The organism is Acetobacter sp. AC2005, assembly GCF_037901235.1.
GTDB classification, from domain to species: Bacteria; Pseudomonadota; Alphaproteobacteria; order Acetobacterales; family Acetobacteraceae; genus Acetobacter; species Acetobacter oryzoeni.
Genome location: NZ_CP149625.1, coordinates 134,216 through 152,179 on the forward strand (window position 1 = coordinate 134,216; position 17,964 = coordinate 152,179).

Sequence of the window (17,964 nt, forward strand, 5' to 3'; positions counted from 1 at the left end):
ATCGCAAGATTTTCTTTTCATTACGACAGCCGCTTTTTGAGGTGCGATATGCTGACGCGCAAACAGCACAAACTCCTGCTTTTTATTGATTCGCACCTCAAACAAACAGGTTTCTCACCTTCCTTTGATGAAATGCGTGAGGCTATGGGTCTGCGCTCCAAATCTGGCATTCACCGGCTTATTTCCGGGCTGGAAGAACGCGGGTTCTTGCGCCGTCATCACCATCGGGCGCGGGCGCTGGAAGTTATTCAACTGCCAGAAATGCAGGAACTGCCACCCAATGTGGTGCGTGCCAGCTTTACACGCCCCAAAGCCGAAACAGTACGAATCCCGCTTTATGGACGCATTGCCGCAGGCTTACCCATAGAAGCCGTGCCTGATACCACCCATGCGCTCACGGTTCCTGCCGAAATGCTGGGCAGCGGTGATTACTACGCGTTGGAAGTGGCCGGAGATTCCATGGTGGATGCTGGCATTCTGGATGGTGACAACGTCATTATCCGCCGCACAGATCAAGCCGAAAATGGGCAGATTGTGGTGGCGCTGATTGATGAGCATGAAGTTACGCTCAAACGCCTGCGCCGCAAGGGCAACATGATTGCGCTAGAACCTGCCAATTCCAGCTACGAAACCCGTATTGTTCCGGCTGAAAAGCTGCGTATTCAGGGCTGCTTGGCTGGGTTGATCCGTCAATATTAAGGCAAATACCTGCGGGGCAAAACTTACCATGCAGATATCTGTTTTTCTATTATGGATAAATATCTTCCCACTGCGGAAAAAGCTTTGCCAGTTCAGACACCACATCTGGTGTAATTTCCGCACAAAACGGCACTTCTGCCAGAATACGCACCCTGCCTTTTTGCGCGATTGTCTCACGGTTTTCTGCATTCAGTGGGCCACTTAGCACCACACCAGCCACGGCAATGTGCTGGGCACGCAAGGCTTCCAAGCTCAACAAAGTATGGTTAAGCGTGCCAAGCCCACTCCGCGCCACCAGCACTACGGGCAAGCCCCAGCGTTGGGCCAGATCAATCATCATCAGGTCTGGCGTTGCAGGCACCATCAGGCCACCTGCGCCTTCTACAACCAGCGGCTTATCTGCTTCACCTTGTGGTAACGCCAGTTGGGCCGGATCAACCTGCACACCTTCTGCACGCGCTGCAGCATCGGGAGAAAGGGGCGCAAGAAAAGCCCCTGCGGGTTTGAAGCAAGGCGGATCTCCGGCAAGGTGCTTAACTGTAGGGGTATCCCCTTTCTCATCCGCCAAACCGCTTTGCAAGGGCTTCCAATAAGCTCCCTGCCAGCGCCGCACCAAACAGGCGGAAACCAGTGTTTTGCCAATGCCAGTATCGGTGCCCGTTACAAATACGCCTTTGCGTGGTGGCTTACGGAAACAGGCATACCCAACACGCCATGTAATGGCGCATCCTGCTTGCTGAAACCGCAAAGCAACGCGGCGCAAATGTGTAGAAGATAACGGCACAGCGCCATCACGCGGAACAGATGCACCTGTAGCCTTCAGATGCCTTACAAAATCCAGCCCATCTGCAAAAGCCTGCACAATATCCTGCTCTGCCCAACCACCAGAAAACGCAGGCGGGCACCAACTTTGCACAGCGGCCAATTCTGGGTAAACCGGAGTTGCCGCCTGTTGTCCTTCTTGCTCACAGGCCTGCTGCCATTCAGCAAATGTGCCATCCAGCAGCGTAGAAACCGCAAGCACACCATCCGGATCCAGAAGCTCTGCAAAAGTGCGCAAAACCTTTGCGGGTTCTGGTAACCATTGCATAATCAGATTGCCACAAATCAGATCAAATGGGCCGCTTACATCTGGCGTTGTCGCGTCCATCTGATGGTAGGAAACACTTTCCCCTAACCGGCTTTGCGCGCGCGCAAGCATATTTGGCGCAAAATCCGTTGCCAGAATGTCTGCATCAGGCCAGCAAGCGCGCAGATGTTCGGTTAGCAACCCAGTGCCGCAACCAATTTCCAAAATACGCAGGGGCTTTTTGCCATCCATGCTGGTGTGTATGCGCTGGAACAGTTCACGCGCTGCCACACGTTGCACCGTGGCGGCTTGATCATACTTTTCGGCGGCATCAAAACTTTGGCAAATACGCACAGCGCGGGTGGGTGTTTTCATGGCTGTTGTTCCATCCTGTTGCGCAGCGTTTCCAAAAAGCGGGCACATTCGACCGGGTGCGTTTGAGGCAACAAATGCCCTCCGTTTTCCACCCATTTTATATGTGCAGGAGCAGGAAAAGAGGCTTTAGTCATACTGGGTGAGGCAATTTCATCCTGCTGCCCTGCCAACACATCTAACGAGCCACACGGCAAATCTGCCCGCACATCTTCTGTGCACAGAATATCCAGCCCATGCGCCAGTTTTTCTGGCTGGCAGCGTGCGGCAGAAACAGGCGATGCTCCACAGCGCTGGCGGAAATCATTTACCACCGCAGCAGGTTCTCGCCCCAAGCCGCGTATCATGCGTTGCACAATGCGTGGTGCCACACCTTCGGGAAAACCTTCTCGGCTAACAAAGCAGGCAAACGTGTTGATACCTGCAAACCGGCTCCCTGCCGGCAAAACGCCCTGCCTGCGTTGCATCATCAGCCACATAAACCCAAGGGAATGGCCAATCCCCAATATGGACTGCTGTTTTTGGCATATATCATCCAGCGTAATCGCTTTTGTAACACCGCTCGCCTCTGGCTTTAAAAAACCGAGGTCCAACGTTACTGCATCTACCCAGTTCAGTTGCGCAAGCACGGGTTGCCAGAACTCCGGTCCAAATGCCCAGCCGTGCACAAACACGGGTAAGAGTCGCGCCATTACGCCAAACCTTTGCTGGCACGTATGAACGTATCAGCCAGTGCTTCCATTTGTGCCCATGTATGGTTGGCATGAAAAACCACCCGCAAACGGCAGCCGCCTGGTGGCACCGTGGGGGGACGAATAGCTACGGCCAGAAAACCAGCCTCTAACATCTTCTGGGCCAGAGTGCGCGCCTGTGGCTCCTGCCCTACCAGAATGGGCACAATCTGGGTGCTGGATGGCCCTGTATCCTGCCCTGCATCGTGCATTTTCTGGCGAAAGCTGGCGGCAAGTGCTGCAACATGCGCGCGCTGGGCATCCATTTGCGGCAGCAAATCAAGTGCTGCATCAACAGCCCCCAACACCAAAGGAGAAGGCGCTGTAGAATAGATAAAGCCAGAAGCTGCGTTATCCAGCCATCTGCATAGTCCTTCGGAGGCAGCAATAAATGCCCCCATACTGCCCAAGGCCTTGCTGAAGGTGCCTATCACCACATCGGCCAACCCATTTACCAACCCGGCACCTTCTGGCCCCAATATACCGGTTGCGTGGGCTTCATCCACACATAGCAGAGCGTCATATTTTTGGGCGACCTCATGCAACGCGGCAATATCCGCCACATCGCCATCCATGCTGAACACGCTTTCTGTCAGCACAATACGCAGGCCGGCACCTTCGGTTTTCTGAAGCAGGCTTTCAAGATGCGCCACATCATTATGATGGAACCGAATCGGGCGTATACCTGCCGCTGCACAACCATGATACAGGCTGGCATGGATGAGCTTATCTGCCAGAATAATGGCAGGCGCCCCACATACCTGCACAGAAAGCCGTGCCAAAGCTGGCACCAGAGAGGCATTGGCCTGCCAGCCGGAAGAAAACAAACGTGCCGCCTGCATGTGCTTTAGCCGCGCCACACGTTTTTCCAGCATACAAGCCTGCGAGGATGTACCCGTTACCAACCGGGAAGCACCGCTGCCGCTGCCTTCTGCCTGTGCCCAAGAACACGCGCGCTCACGCAACAAGGGATGCATGCGCAGGCCCAGATAATCGTTGGACGAAAAATCTGTGACCACAACGCCATCTGAGCGTTTGAGCAGCGCCCCCCCGGCATATTGCCATTGCTGACAGGTGCGCAAACGCCCCTGAGCAGACAGATCTGCCAGCCCCTTCTGGAAAAGATTATCAAACCGCGTCATGTAACATGTGGTGCCGCAGCCTGAAGGGCGGGTCAATCATCTACAGGGAACATTCCATGACAGAAGCTTCCGGCTCATCTCTATCTTCCATGCCGGAATGGTACACGCAGGGCCTGCCCCATATCTGGTTACCTTATAGCCAGATGAAAACAGCCCCGGCGCCACTTGCCACCGCATGCACGCACAACACACGCATTACCCTAACCGATGGCCGGGAACTGGTAGATGGCGTAGCCGCGTGGTGGACAGCCTGCCACGGCTATAATCACCCTCATATTCGCCAGGCTGTATGCCAGCAGATGGAAACCATGCCTCATGTGATGTTTGGCGGCATGGTGCACGAACCCGCTTTGCGGCTGGCCAGCAGATTATGCGCCATGTTGCCGGGAGATCTGGAACGAGTGTTTTTTACGGATTCAGGCTCGGTTTCCGTAGAAGTGGCCATGAAAATGGCCATTCAGTACCGCCTGAACAAAGGGCAGACCAAACGCACCAAAATGCTGGCCTTCCGGGGTGGCTATCATGGGGACACACTGGCCACCATGTCTGTTTGTGACCCGGAAGAAGGCATGCACCATCTGTACGGTTCTGCCCTGATGGAGCACGTGATCTCCCCTCTGCCAGTAGATGAAGCCAGCACCGCTGTATTTCTAAATCTGCTGGCCAAACATGCGCACGAACTTGCCGCCATTATAACCGAGCCTTTGGTGCAGGGTGCTGGCGGCATGCTGTTTCATGCCCCGCAAACACTGCGCACTTTGCGCAAAGCTGCGGATGACCACGATGTGCTGCTGATTTTAGATGAAATCTTTACCGGCTTTGGCCGCACCGGCACCATGTTTGCCTGCGAACAGGCTGGTATTGTGCCCGATATTATCACGCTTTCCAAAGCGCTTACGGGCGGCACCATGGCCCTTGCTGCCACAGTGGCGCGGCGGCATGTGTTTGAGGCTTTCCTTTCTGATAACCCCGAACACGCGCTGATGCACGGGCCAACCTTTATGGCCAACCCGCTGGCCTGTGCCTGCGCCAATGCCTCGCTTGATCTGTTTGAAACCGAACCCCGCCTTCAGCAAGTAAAAGATATCAACACGTTTCTGACTGAGGCGCTGGAACCCTGCCGCACCCTGCCCGGCGTAAAGGATGTACGCACACTTGGGGCTATTGGTGTTGTAGAACTGGAAAAGATCAATAACCCGGATGCATTGCGGCAGCGTTTTATTGCCGAAGGCGTATGGATACGCCCCTTCCGCAATATTGTTTACCTAACACCCGCGTTTACCATTGAAAAACAGGATTTACGCAAACTAACAGATGCCATTTACAAAGTATTATCCTGAAAAATCGTAAGATCAGGAAGATGAAGGCGCTGTGTGCATCCATGCTGCTGCAGCGTGTTCATCTTCTTCCCGCGCATCCACCCATGCCGTATGGCCGTTGGCGAATTCTTCTTTTTTCCAGAACGGCGCGCCGGTTTTAAGCCGATCGATCAAGAACGATGTGGCCGAAAGTGCCGCAGCCCGATGTGCCGCAGCAGTGCCCACCAGCACAATAGGCGCACCCACTTCTAACCTGCCAACCCTGTGTATGAGCGTACATCCAAGCAGATTGAAGCGCTGCATGGCTTCCTGCGCAAGCTGGTTAAGGATTGTTTCCGTCATACCCGGATAATGTTCCAGCGTCAGGCTCAGCAAACCATCTCCGCCACGCACCTGCCCTATAAACAGGCCCATACCGCCAACTTGTTCAGAAAGGCTGGAAAGGCGCGCAGTTTCAGCCCCTGCATCAAAAGCTGCCTGCTGCACCAAAACACGAACAGACATGCGTATCAGCCGCCTGTCATGGGGGGGAAAAACGCAAGTTCATCACCAGCTTGCACACAGGTATCAAACCCACCCAACTTTTGGTTGATGGCAACACGAATGCGCGGTGTGGCGGCAAACACCTCATCCAGCTTTGCATCATGCTGGCGCAGTTCCTGCACCAACGCCGCAACAGGCATAGTATTGGATGGCAGCGTAACCCGCTGGCTTTCACGCCCCAATTGCTCACGCAGGGCGGCAAAATAAAGAATATTTACGGAGCCTGTCATGGCCTGCCTGCCGTGGTTTGAGTTTTCAGCCGCTTCATCCGCTACGCTCAAACAGCGTAAGCGTTAATGATGCACGGTGGAACGATTATCCTTGATGGTGCTAACGGATCCATCTGGCTGGATCAAGGTAATGGTGCCGTCATCATTCGGAATTTCGATGGGTGCACCTACACCACGATGTGCTCCGTATTTGCTGGAAACATCCGGCTCTACATCTGGCAGCTTACCCGCTGTACCACCCCCAATAACACCGTGGCGAATATCTTCTTTTTCGCCAATGCTCATTTCCTCACCATCAGGAAGCTGCGGGCCATTCGCCGCCGCTCCACCCAGCACAGTGCCTGCGCGGTCTTTTTCAACATCTTCCAGCGTAGGCAGTGGCGTTGGAGGGCCGGGCCACATATTGCCACCTTCTGGCAGAATGGGAATATCTACAGCAGATTGCCCCCTGATCCGCCGCATATTAAGGTCTTCCCCCGATGGGGCATTGGGATTTTCGCCCGGAAGCGTTGCTGTATCCGATACAAACTTGTCAAAGCCTGCACATCCGCTCACGATCATACATAAACCTAGAAGAGCGGCTTTTCGCATGCCCTGACTCCGCAATCATCATCTTTCAATAGCAGGCGAATCATTCCCTGCCTGCGATTGCGGCCCTTTAGAACCGCACCTCATGCTAAATAACGGTTTATCCACCAGACACAAGGCGATGCGGCAAAATGAAGTTATTTTTCTGGAATAGATGCAGCGTATTACTAAAATAGTAACGAAGTTTTTTACATTTCAACATGGCGCAAACCGGTTGTTAAATAATCCCAGCCGGTTATCAATGTAAGCACCGCAGAAATCCAAAGTAATACAGCACCAATAAGCGCAACTGGCAGCCACGGCATACCCAGTAAAGCACCAGTTCCATCACCCGCCAGCAAAAAGCCAATGGCTGTCATCTGGAAGCCGGTTTTCCATTTTGCCAAACGGGTTACGGGCAGGCGCGCATGCCGCTCTGCCAGATATTCCCGCATACCGGAAACCAGAATTTCACGGCACAGAATAATAATGGCTGGCCATAGCCCCTGATAAGGCAGACGCGCAAAACCGGCCAGCACCATCAGGCATGCCCCAACCAGCAGTTTATCTGCAATGGAATCAAACATGCGCCCGAAATCTGACATCTGATGGCGTGAACGCGCCAGCTTGCCATCAAAATAATCGGTTATTCCCGCCAGAATGAACAGCAGACACGCCAAGGCATCTGTACGCGGGCTTCCCCATGCAGCCAGAGTGACCACTATGGGTATGGCTACAATACGCGAAATTGTCAGGACATTCGGCAGATCTGTCAGCATTGCGGAATATAGTAACCTATTTCCTGCACTGCTGGAATGGCTTATGCTATCGCAAAGGTGTCAGGCACCCAGAATTCTTGTGCAATGCTCATATGCCAATGCTCATTCTGGTGTCCAGTCTGGGTGAAAATGGCCGTAAATGGCCCGTGCAGTTTCTCGGCTGATACCGGGTGCGGCTTCCAGTTCTGCCAAACCGGCCTGTTTGATCGCACGTGCTGAACCAAATGTGTTCAACAGCAGCTTTTTACGCGCCGGCCCAATACCGGGCACATCATCCAGTTCAGATTTCACCAATGTTTTGGATCTGCCAGACCTATGGGTGGTAATGGCAAACCGGTGCGCCTCATCACGCAGTCGCTGTAGATAGTACAGTACAGGGTCGCGCAAATCGAGCTGGAACGGCTCCTTGTCCTCTGTATAGAACCATTCCTTCCCGGCATCACGGTCTGGCCCCTTGGCAATACCCACAAGCTTTACGCCTGTTACACCCAGATCATCCAGCACACTGCGCACCGCAGAATATTGCCCGGCACCACCATCAATCAGCAGCACATCGGGCCAGTTGGAAGTATCTCCCTCTTCCGCTTCTTTCAAAGCACGGCCAAAGCGGCGCTCCAGCACTTCGCGCATCATGCCAAAGTCATCCCCCGGTGTAACGGGGCCTTTGATCTTGAACTTGCGATACGCCTTGCGGTTAAAGCCCTCCGGCCCACCCACAATCATCACGCCATAGGCGTGCGAGCCCTGAATATGGCTGTTATCATACACTTCTATGCGTTCTGGCGGCGCATCCAGCCCCAGAACATCTGCCACGCCTTGCAGCAATTTGGCCTGCCCTGCAGTTTCTGCCAGCTTGCGGCTTAACGCATCCCGCGCGTTGGTTACCGCATGATCAAGCACCTGCTTTTTCTCACCCCGCTGTGGTGTCAGAATTTCTACCTTGCGGCCACGCCGGAGAGAAAGCGCCTCTGTCAGCAGCAAAGATTCCGGCAGTTCATAATTCACCAAAATCTGGGCCGGGCATGGCTTGTCATCATAAAACTGCGCGATAAAGGCAGAAAGCACATCTGCGGGTGCGGCATCCTGCGTATGGGCCGGAAAGAATGAGCGGCTACCATTATTGCGACCACCGCGAATGAAAAACACCTGAATACAGGCGTGTCCGGCCTCCTGCCACAATGCCAGCACATCTGCATCCTGCAGAGATGCCGGGTTGATCACGCTGGATTCCTGCATCTGTGCCAGCGCACGAATACGATCTCGCAGCACGGCCGCACGCTCAAAATCCAGCGCTTCTGCGGCGGCATTCATTTCCTGCCCCAAGGTTTCGCGCAGCGCCGTATCCTTGCCAGAAAGGAAATCCCGCGCCTGTTCTACCAGTTGCCCATAGGATTGCTGATCTATCCGGTCCACACATGGGCCAGAACAGCGTTTGATTTGATAAAGCAGGCATGGGCGAGTGCGCGCGTTAAAAACCGCATCTGTGCAGGAGCGCAGCAGAAAAACGCGCTGGATCAGGTTGAGCGTCTGGTTAACAGCCCAAGCCGAAGCAAACGGCCCCCACAGGCTGGCCCCTTTAACGGCCTTGCCGCGGTGCTTGGCAATTTGCGGGAACGCATGTGCATCTGTCAGCATCAGCCACGGGTAGCTTTTGTCATCCCGCAGCAGAATGTTGAAGCGCGGCTTCATGCGCTTGATGTAGTTGGCCTCCAGCAGCAGCGCTTCCGCTTCCGTGTGGGTGGTCACAATTTCCATTGCCACCGTTTCGGAAACCATGCGCCGCAGCCGTTCGGGCAGGCGGTTGATATGGGTGTACGATGTTACCCGCTTTTTAAGCGCTAAGGCCTTACCAACGTACAGCACCTCTCCCTTAGCCCCGAGCATACGGTACACGCCGGGTGAAAGCGGCATGGTTTTAAGCGCATGCCGAATGGCCTCCACCCCTTTTACAGCAGGGGCTGCCTGTTCCTGCGCCACAGGCAGGGTGTCTGAAAGGGTAGAATCAGCTGTCATCATACGCTCTTGGTCGAAAGGGAAATTTCATCCACCGTTTTTGTGGATAACTCTGTGGAACAGCTGGGGCTGACTCATCATAAACCGCAGAAAGTCGGCCCTTTCAACAGATTGCACAGTTTTTGATCATTCCCGCCAACTTACTGATTTCAAAAGATTTAATGTGTTGCGGTTTTTTGACACCCTGCGGTTTTTGAACTTTTTGTTGAAAATACGCGATGTCAAGACAGGAAGTGGACAATTTTTGCAGTTTTTTGTTCTCATGCAATCCTGCTTTGTTCTGCCACCTGTTCCGCCTTTTCCAACACGCGTAGGAAGTTTTCTCCCCAAAAGGCCGCAATTTCACTTTTGTCATAACCACGGCGCATCAACTCGGCAGTGATGTTCACGCCCTGCGTGGCGTTCTGCCAGTCTTCCAGCGCGCCACCACCATCAAAATCTGAGGAAATGCCTACGTATTCTGGCCCCAGCCTGCGCACCACGTAATCAATATGGTCCACCAGATCGGCTACAAAACCCTGCCGTTTGCCTTCCTCCGGCTTGGGCTTCAAAAATGCGGGCATGGCCGTAATCTGAATAACACCGCCACTTTCCTTCAGCGCATCCAACTGCTCATCATCCAGATTGCGCGGGTGATCACAAAGCGTGCGCACGCAGGAGTGACTGGCCACAACAGGGGTGGCAGAAACCTGAACAGCCTGAAGCATGGTTTGTTTGGATGAGTGAGATACATCCACTACAATGCCAAGGCGGTTCATTTCAGCAATCGCTTCACGCCCAAGGGCGGAAAGGCCGTGGTGGCGCTGTGGTGTATCCCCCAGACTTGGGCGATGAATGGCCGCATCTGCCAGAGCGTTATGACCATTGTGAGTTAAGGTAACATACCGCGCACCTTTGGCCCGAAACTGCTTGAGCAATGCGGGGTCATCCCCCATGCCGTAGCCATTTTCCACTGCCGGAACAACAACCAGCACACCTTCCTCAAACGCAGCACGCATATCCGCCACAGTGGAGCATACACGTGCGCTTATGCCATAATGAGTGCCCTGCATGCGGCCTATGGCATCCAGCATGGCCAGGCACTGCTGCTGCGCCTGTGTATGCCCTTCTCGGTCTATAGCTGCCTGGGCAATATATGCCACAAAGCACCCGGCAGACATGCCGCCCTGCTGCATTTTTGGCAGATCTACCCGCCTGTCTGCCGTATTCTCAAACGCATCATTCCGATCAGGCCACGGAATATCGATATGGCTATCCAGAGTGAACAAGGCACGGTGCAGCGCAACTGCATCCGCAGATACGGAAGAAGGTTGGGTTGTCATAATCTAAAAAATGGCCCTGTTACATGAAATTACAAGGGAACAGCCGGGTTCCATCTGCCCCACTTATGCGCCTGTTTTTACTTGCCCTGCAAACCGCAATCCGTCATGCCACGGCACATGCGATTAGTAACTTGGAACATCAATTCTCTCCGCCTGCGCCTGCCTCTGCTTGAAAAGCTGGTGCGGCATCTTGCCCCAGATGTTGTGTGCCTACAGGAAACCAAGGTGCCAGACCCTTTGTTTCCCGAAGATGGCGTAAAGGCTCTGGGTTTTGAGCACCTGCATTATCGGGGCATGAAAGGCTATAATGGTGTGGCCATTCTTTCTCGCCATCCGTTAAAGCCCGTCACGCAAACGCCAGTATGGTACGGCAAGGAAGATTGCCGCCACGTGGCCGCCACCGTATGTGCGCCAGAAGGCGAAGTGGAACTGCACGATTTTTACATTCCTGCAGGTGGGGATGAGCCAGACCCGGAAACCAACCCCAAGTTTGCCCACAAACTGGCGTTTGTTGAGGAAGTGACCAAGTGGTTTCAGTCACGCCCTCTCAACCGCACAGTGCTGGTGGGAGACTTCAACATCGCACCGCTTGAGCACGATGTATGGAGCCACAAGCAGCTTCTTAAAATTGTCAGCCACACCCCACCGGAAACAGAGCGCCTAAACCGCTGGCTGCAAACCGGCTTTGTGGACGCCATGCGCCATTTTGTACCAGCAGACGAAAAACTTTATACGTGGTGGTCTTACCGCAACCGGGACTGGAAAAAATCCAACCGCGGCCGCCGTCTGGACCACGTATGGATGACGCCTGACCTCCTGCCCAACCTACACGGCATGACGGTTGTGCGTGAGGCGCGAGATTGGGAAGGCCCCTCTGACCATGTGCCGGTCGTGGTAGATTTCAGCCTTTCAGACTAACGCAGGGTTTGAGGCGCTCTTTTTCACGAGCGCCTCAAACCCTCGTCTCACTGTTTAATAACGATACTGCCACAACAGCCCAACACTACTGCCCGGATCGTTTTCCGGGGTGGTAAAGCCGGTGACTGTACCGCCTGTACCCACCGTTGTGTTCAGCTTGAGGTGCTTTGTCAGGTCAACCTGCACCTGCGCCTGCGTGCCAGAACCAGATGTGGCCTGCTTGGCGCCAACGTAAACGCCTTTCATCACGTATTTACCGGCCTCAACGCTGGTGCCACCATTCCCCACGCCAGAACCGCCGCCAATGGCCAAGCGGTCCAGATGCAGGGTTTTGCGGATGGTGCCCATGGGGTCAAACGGCGTAAGCCCTGTAAGTGTGGCCAGTGCTGTGCCCAGTTCCACCATCTGCGTGGAGGAAAGCGAGTGCGCATCTGTGCCAAACAGCAGCATAGCCAGAACCTGATCCTGCGGCAGGGGCGGCATGGATTCAAATGTAATCTTGGGTGCGCTGGCATAACCGCCCACCTTGAGCATGGCCGTTTGGCCCTGCACGGCACGGTCGGCTTCAAAGTCCAACGTAGGGTCCAGTTTATGGCCAACGCCAGAGCCATTAAAGGCCACCCGCCCCTTGGTGAAGTTGAGCGAAATACCGGCCAGATCAAAGTTGCCGCGCTTGAGGTCAAACCCGCCGCTTACAAGTGGGGCCTGCGTTGTGCCGCCTACTTTCAGCCTACCGGCCATTTCTGCATCAAGGCCATGCCCGCGCACAAAGAACTTGCCCGGTGATGTGACATTCAGGTTCAACCCTATTACGGCAGACTTTGCGCTTTCCGCTTTGGCTGCTTCCGCCTGTTTTTGCTCATCACCGGGCCGCACAACATCCAACCGCGCTACGGAAGATGGCAAGGAATTGGGAATGTTAATTTCCACACGCCGCAAATCCACCGTGCCATCAACATCCATACGGGTTTGCACCTGCCCCTTTACGGCAATATCCGCGTTCATCACCGCGGTTAACAGGTCACTGGAAATGGGCCGGGCATCATGGGCCTGCAAGTGAATATCCAGTGGCATGCCGGGGGAGCCAATACCCACAAACCCGGTTACACCCAAGCTGCCATCACCAGCCTTTGCCGTAAGGTTTTGAATAACAACTTTATCGTTCTCTCCCACCACGCGGCCATTGATATTGGCCAAATGGAAGCCTTGGGCAAAATCCTGCACATCGGCATCGCGCAGATCCACCGTGCCAGTTACGCGGGGGGAGGACATGGTGCCTGCAACCAGCAGCGCCATCTGGGCTTGCCCCAACGCCTGCCGCGCCTGTGCCCCCAGAATGCCATTGGCAATACTTAAATCCAGATTGCCATTCACGCGCAGGTTCATCGGCCCGGTTTTGTTCAGCGGGGCCGTGCCAGCCACATTCATGTTCAGCTTGGGGCCTGCACCGGCTGCCACCTGCACTTTGGCAGAACTGCCTGCCAGATTGGCAGCCGCATCTACATGCAATGGCGGGATGGAAGCCGCGGCAGAACTGCCAGCCATGCGCAAATCTCGCCCGGTCAGCTTCACCTGCCCTTGGGGGGCATTTAGCGTTCCCGCCACCTTGGCCTGAACAGAAACCGTGCCAGATGCCTTGAAATCTGGCGCAAATGGATGTGCCAGCGCGGGTGTTACATTGCGAATGTCCGTCGTAACGGCCAAAGAGGGTTTGATCTTGCCAGCAACATCAATGGTGGCAGGCTGGCTGCCAGCGGTTACCAACGTGGCCCGCAGCCGATCAACCCCCATAGTATCCCCGAACGAGAGCAGCGCAGGCGCCAAAAGGCGCAGTGTTTCCTGCTTGGCGGTAGCATTCAGCCGCTGCACTTTCACCTGCTTGGCAGGCAGGTTCAACAGGGCTGCAGTATCCAGCATCAATGGGCTGCCAGACCAGCTTGCTGGGCCCACCTGCGCTGTTAGCGCCATAGCGTTATCCGGCCCCTTGGCGCTCAAGCGCGCCTGCCCGGTTACACCAGAAGCAGAAAGACCACCCAGTTTAAGCGTAAGATCAGCATTGGGGTGAGCTGCCGGGTCTTTTACCGTGCCGGCCAGAGCCAGAGAGCCAATTTTTACGCTGGGCATGGCCACGTTGCCATCCAGCTTAAGGGCAACCTGAGGTTTATCTGCCACCTGCGTGGTTTTAACAGAGGCCGCCAGCGCGCCAGAAATAGCCTGCCCGATAAGCGGACGAAAATCTGCCAAACGCCCCACCTTGAGGTCCAGCGTGCCCAGCGGCACCACCTCACCTGTGGGAAGAGACAACTGCCCCTGCCCGGCCACGCTGTTCCATGACAGTTTGCGAATATCAACCTGCCTGTCACCCTGTGCGCTTTGGGCCAAAGCCACATCCAATAGCAATGGTGCGCGGTTAAGCGTGCCATGTGCCTGCACTGTGCCTTCTGGCGCTGTGGGCAGATGCTGTACATTGGCGTCCAGCTCTATTGGGCCGCGCGGCATGGTGGCGGTGCCGGGGTCTCCCTTCGCATGGAGGGTGGCGGTAAAATCCTGCATCGGGCCTTTGGCCTGTAAGGCCAGCGTAAGCGCCCCACGCAGGGAAGGTAACGCCCGCGCCAGATCTGTAAGACCCAGATCAAACGCCAGATCCATATCCCGGCCCGTATTCACCTGCCCGCCACCTTTAAGGTTCAGGGCGCGGCCATCTACACTCAGATTTTGCAGGTCGATCTGCTTGGCCGCTGGCAGTTTATCCTGCGCAGCCAAGGGCCGCATGGTGGCCGTAAGGGCAAATTTGCCATCCGGCCCAATCAACCCCGCTGCCTGGGGCTGTCCACCCGTAATGGCCAGCGTGCCATCTGCTGTAAGATGTGTATCTCCCTCCGGCTTTGCGGGAAGGTCAAACTGCGCGTTCATGCCTGCACTGCCGCGCAAAGGCGTGCCCGCCATTTCACCAAACGGCAACAAATCTGGCAGCTTTAACGCCACCGTGCCGCGCTGCGGAGCGGCAGATTGCACATTACCAGAGAGATTTAACAAAGGGTGAGAAAGCGTAAAGGCCAGCGGTTTTCCGGGTTTTTGTGGCTCCAACTGCGCATCAAGCTGCAACGGCGCAGAGGCAAGCAGCGTTGGCGCTTTACCCGGCAGGCGCACGCCATCTGCCGTTGCCACCACATGCAGCAAATTGGCCATATCGGCACTGCCGTTCTCACCCGAGAACTGCACTTTCAGCGTGCCCACACCTGCCCCGGATGCGGCGAGCTGATCAACCTGCACCTGCGCTGTGCCCAGCGGTGCGGCCATTTTACCGTGCAACTGCGCCCCTAAATGAATACCCCCCCATGCCAGATCGGGCGAAAGGGACATGGCTGGCGCATCCACCCCGGCATTCAGGTTGCCCAGCTTTTCGGCCAGCAGGTCCAGCACGCCATCTGCATGGGCTTTTATATCCCCGGCAGATGCAGCAAAGCCCAGCACAGCGGCTGATGGTGGGCCATTGATATCCAGCTTGAGCGCCAGTGGCACCAATTGCGGCATTTTCAGGCGTGTGGCGGCAAAACCATCCGTGCCCTCGCTGGCATCCAGATGCAGGCCCAGTTTGCCTTTGCCTGTGGTGGTTGCCAGATCAATCTGCCCGGCCGCATCCAGCCTTTTCAGGTGCAGGGCAATATCTGCTCCCGGCAGAGAAGGCAGGCTTAGCCCATTGATAACCGGATCAATATTCGAAATTCTGCCACGCCCGGCCAAAGCAAAACTGGCAGGAGAGCCCGCAAGCGCCGCCCCCACATTAATACGCCCCACCGCAAGCTTGCGAATATCCACGCCCAGATGCAGCGCAGAAGGTGAGCTTTTAGAAGGTGTCGCGGGCTTGGCCGGATCAGACACTGGCAGACGCGGAATATCCAGCTCATCTGCCGTAACAGCGTAAATACGTGCTGTACGCCCGATTATAGCCAGAGGTGACCAGTTAAGCGCCACGTTATGCAGTGTAAGCCAAGCACCCTGCTTATCGCGAATTTCCAGCGTATTCAGCCGAAAGTTATCCGGAAAGCGCCCAGACATACCCGAAAGCCCGATCATCCCCCCCGTAAGGGAGGATGTCTGATGCATGAGCATCTTGCGCCCCGGGCTGGTATTGGCCCCCACCAGCAAAACAGCCACGGCAAGGCCGGTAATACCAACCAGAGAACCGCCGGTTATAAGGGCAATACGCCCCACACGCCGCCAGAGTGGGCGGGCAGGTTTATCTGGTGTGCGCGGCAGAATGGGTTCTGGCGTATCGGCCATTAGAATGTCTCCCCAAGGCCGATATACAGATCCCACTTATCCCCACGTGGGGCGCGGTTAAGGGGTACGGCAACATCCAGCCGAATGGGACCAATGGGCGTATAATACCGCACGCCCCCACCTGTGCCCACACGCAGCTTGCCCGTAAATGGCAAACTGCTGCTGCCAACCTGACCGGCATCTATAAATCCGGCCATACCCACATTGCCTATAATCCTTTGGCGGAACTCGGCGCTCCCGGCATCCAGAGAGGTTCCACCAATAGCATAGCGCGTGTTTTTATACTGTGGCCCCACGCCCTGCCAGCGGAAGCCGCGCACCGTGGAACTCCCCCCCGCATACAGGCGCTGATCTGGCGGAATATCCCACGTGCTGGCGCCCTGAATACTGCCAACCATGCCGCGAAAAGCCAGAACACTGTTGCCCGGCTTGCTAATACCCAGATGGTGCAGGTCAAAATAGGTAGAGGCCGTGCCGTTCAGGATGGCAAAAAACGAGGTGCCACTGCCTTTGTTACCCAAGGAAACAGATGGCGTAATGCTCATGCTGGCGCGTACGCCGTGCGTTGCAGGCTCAATAGGGTTACCCACGCCGGTATTATCAAACATGACGGAAAGCGGGGCAGAAATAATGGTGTAATCACGCGTTACATCAAACTGTTCGATTTTTTCCTGCTCGGCCATCAATCCAAAACTGCCATTCCAGTTTTTGGCCAACGGGCGCGTAATGCCACCGCGGATCAAAAACGCCGTCTGCCGGTAAGACCAGAACAACTGCCGCAGCCCTTCAATACGTGCGCTCAAATTCTGGTTGCGTTGCAGAAAATCGGGTTTGAAGAAATCTGCATACACATCATACCCCAACCCTTGCTGGGCAGAGCCGCCAAGGCCGGTAATCAGTGCGGTAAGGCGCAGGCGCTCTGCATTGCCCAGCAGGTTATAATGTGTCCATGATCCACCCGCACGGGCACCCAAATCTGTGGAATACCCCCCTTCCGCCGCTACGGAATGGCGCTTGGCTTCCTTAAAGCTGAAATCAAGCGGCATGGTGCCATCCACTGCGTAGGTGGAGGCATCCTGCACCGTTACGTTGGAAAATACCCCAACGGAGGCCAGATCCTGCCGCGCGTTTTCAATTTTAGAGGGCTGATAAAGCTGCCCTTCCTGCACTGTCATACGGCGGCGCACGAACTTTTCATGCACCTGCTTCAGGCCGGTTGTGTCTATCTTGCCAATATTTAGCACCGGGCCCGGCGTTACGGGGTAGGTAATGTTCAGCGTATGTGTGGTGGGTTCCAGATAGGCTTTGGGTTTTTCCACCGTGGCAAGAGCGTGCCCATCTTCACGCAGGGCGTCCATTAGGTTACTGCCACCATCCAGCACCGTTTTGGCAACCGCAGGCTGGCCCGGCGCAAGGCCAAAGGCTTTTTTCTGAGCATCCGTTAAAACAGGCGGTTTGCCAGTTTTATCATCCACCAGTATGACGGTGCCCAGATGAAACAGTGGGCCTTTATCCACCTTCACCTCGGCCTGAATTTTCTCACCCGATGGCACGGATTCGATCCATTGTGAAAGAGCGGGAGACATCCCGTCCATCTTCACGGCATCCTTGCCGCCATTCCGGCTGAGGGTGATATGCACCGTGCCTGCGTAATAGCCGCAGCTTTCCAGCGCGGTGCGCAGGCGGTCATACTCATTCCGCACACGCCCGGCCAACGCAAACGGCCCCACCGCATGCGTGGACTGGAGAGACTGGAGATCGGACGAGCTTTTGATAGCCGTATCCAGATCAGCCTCTCCCGTAGGCACCAGCTTGGTGGTGTAAGGCTGTGGGTCTGCTGCCCAGGACCAAGACAGGCAGGACGATGCACCCCACAAGGCGGCACCAGCCAGAACACGATTCGCAGTGAGAGCAAGCCTGTTCAGCATGTTGTTCTTGCGTGTCCTCACTAAAATCTGCCTGCCACCTATTTGCCA

14 protein-coding genes are annotated in these 17,964 nt (G+C 55.4%); 3 read left to right on the forward strand and 11 right to left on the reverse strand.

What is annotated here, in order from left to right; genetic code table 11:
• Positions 1 to 48 precede the first annotated feature (48 nt).
• Entirely contained in the window at positions 49 to 699 is a 651-nt protein-coding gene (lexA, locus tag QQM41_RS00685; RefSeq protein WP_128105205.1) for a transcriptional repressor LexA, read from the forward strand.
• 49 nt (positions 700 to 748) lie between these two features.
• Here the strand turns inward: lexA and bioD are convergent, their stop codons facing one another.
• The 3 genes from bioD to QQM41_RS00700 are packed head-to-tail and all read right to left on the reverse strand — an operon-like array spanning position 749 to position 4,013.
• Positions 749 to 2,143, reverse strand: a complete 1,395-nt coding sequence (gene bioD, locus QQM41_RS00690; RefSeq protein WP_339077460.1) for a dethiobiotin synthase — start codon at positions 2,141 to 2,143, stop codon at positions 749 to 751.
• The gene (locus tag QQM41_RS00695) at positions 2,140 to 2,832 is read right to left on the reverse strand and encodes an alpha/beta hydrolase (RefSeq protein WP_339077461.1); all 693 of its coding nucleotides are present in this window, start codon (positions 2,830 to 2,832) and stop codon (positions 2,140 to 2,142) included. Before QQM41_RS00695 ends, bioD begins: the two co-directional genes overlap by 4 nt.
• Positions 2,832 to 4,013: an 8-amino-7-oxononanoate synthase gene (locus QQM41_RS00700; RefSeq protein WP_339077462.1), complete on the reverse strand. Its 1,182-nt coding sequence runs from the start codon at positions 4,011 to 4,013 to the stop codon at positions 2,832 to 2,834. Before QQM41_RS00700 ends, QQM41_RS00695 begins: the two co-directional genes overlap by 1 nt.
• Before the next feature lie 56 nt (positions 4,014 to 4,069).
• Here QQM41_RS00700 and QQM41_RS00705 point away from each other — a divergent pair, with 56 nt between their 5' ends.
• A complete protein-coding gene (locus QQM41_RS00705; RefSeq protein WP_339077463.1) occupies positions 4,070 to 5,353 on the forward strand; it encodes an adenosylmethionine--8-amino-7-oxononanoate transaminase in 1,284 nt (427 codons plus the stop codon).
• A gap of 12 nt (positions 5,354 to 5,365) precedes the next feature.
• Here the strand turns inward: QQM41_RS00705 and QQM41_RS00710 are convergent, their stop codons facing one another.
• The 6 genes from QQM41_RS00710 to QQM41_RS00735 form a co-directional block, all read right to left on the reverse strand.
• Positions 5,366 to 5,836 (reverse strand): molybdenum cofactor biosynthesis protein MoaE, encoded by a 471-nt coding sequence (locus QQM41_RS00710; protein WP_339077464.1) that lies wholly within the window; start codon positions 5,834 to 5,836, stop codon positions 5,366 to 5,368.
• A gap of 5 nt (positions 5,837 to 5,841) precedes the next feature.
• On the reverse strand, positions 5,842 to 6,105 hold the full coding sequence (gene moaD, locus QQM41_RS00715; RefSeq protein WP_050819663.1) for a molybdopterin converting factor subunit 1: 264 nt from the start codon (positions 6,103 to 6,105) through the stop codon (positions 5,842 to 5,844).
• Positions 6,106 to 6,168: 63 nt separating this feature from the next.
• Entirely contained in the window at positions 6,169 to 6,696 is a 528-nt protein-coding gene (locus QQM41_RS00720) for a hypothetical protein (protein ID WP_339077465.1), read from the reverse strand.
• Positions 6,697 to 6,881: 185 nt separating this feature from the next.
• Positions 6,882 to 7,451, reverse strand: a complete 570-nt coding sequence (pgsA, locus tag QQM41_RS00725; protein ID WP_050819661.1) for a CDP-diacylglycerol--glycerol-3-phosphate 3-phosphatidyltransferase — start codon at positions 7,449 to 7,451, stop codon at positions 6,882 to 6,884.
• 102 nt (positions 7,452 to 7,553) lie between these two features.
• On the reverse strand, positions 7,554 to 9,467 hold the full coding sequence (uvrC, locus tag QQM41_RS00730) for an excinuclease ABC subunit UvrC (protein WP_339077466.1): 1,914 nt from the start codon (positions 9,465 to 9,467) through the stop codon (positions 7,554 to 7,556).
• A 257-nt stretch (positions 9,468 to 9,724) separates the two neighbouring features.
• On the reverse strand, positions 9,725 to 10,786 hold the full coding sequence (locus QQM41_RS00735) for a dipeptidase (protein ID WP_339077467.1): 1,062 nt from the start codon (positions 10,784 to 10,786) through the stop codon (positions 9,725 to 9,727).
• 105 nt (positions 10,787 to 10,891) lie between these two features.
• On the opposite strand from QQM41_RS00735, the gene QQM41_RS00740 reads away from it, so the two are divergent.
• Positions 10,892 to 11,704, forward strand: coding sequence for an exodeoxyribonuclease III (locus tag QQM41_RS00740; protein ID WP_339077468.1), 813 nt, complete (start codon positions 10,892 to 10,894; stop codon positions 11,702 to 11,704).
• Between the two features lie 54 nt (positions 11,705 to 11,758).
• On the opposite strand, the gene QQM41_RS00745 is transcribed toward QQM41_RS00740, so the two are convergent.
• Positions 11,759 to 15,988 (reverse strand): translocation/assembly module TamB domain-containing protein, encoded by a 4,230-nt coding sequence (locus QQM41_RS00745; protein ID WP_339077469.1) that lies wholly within the window; start codon positions 15,986 to 15,988, stop codon positions 11,759 to 11,761.
• A complete protein-coding gene (locus tag QQM41_RS00750; protein WP_339077470.1) occupies positions 15,988 to 17,916 on the reverse strand; it encodes a BamA/TamA family outer membrane protein in 1,929 nt (642 codons plus the stop codon). The genes QQM41_RS00745 and QQM41_RS00750 overlap by 1 nt, the downstream gene beginning before the upstream one ends.
• Positions 17,917 to 17,964 lie beyond the last annotated feature (48 nt).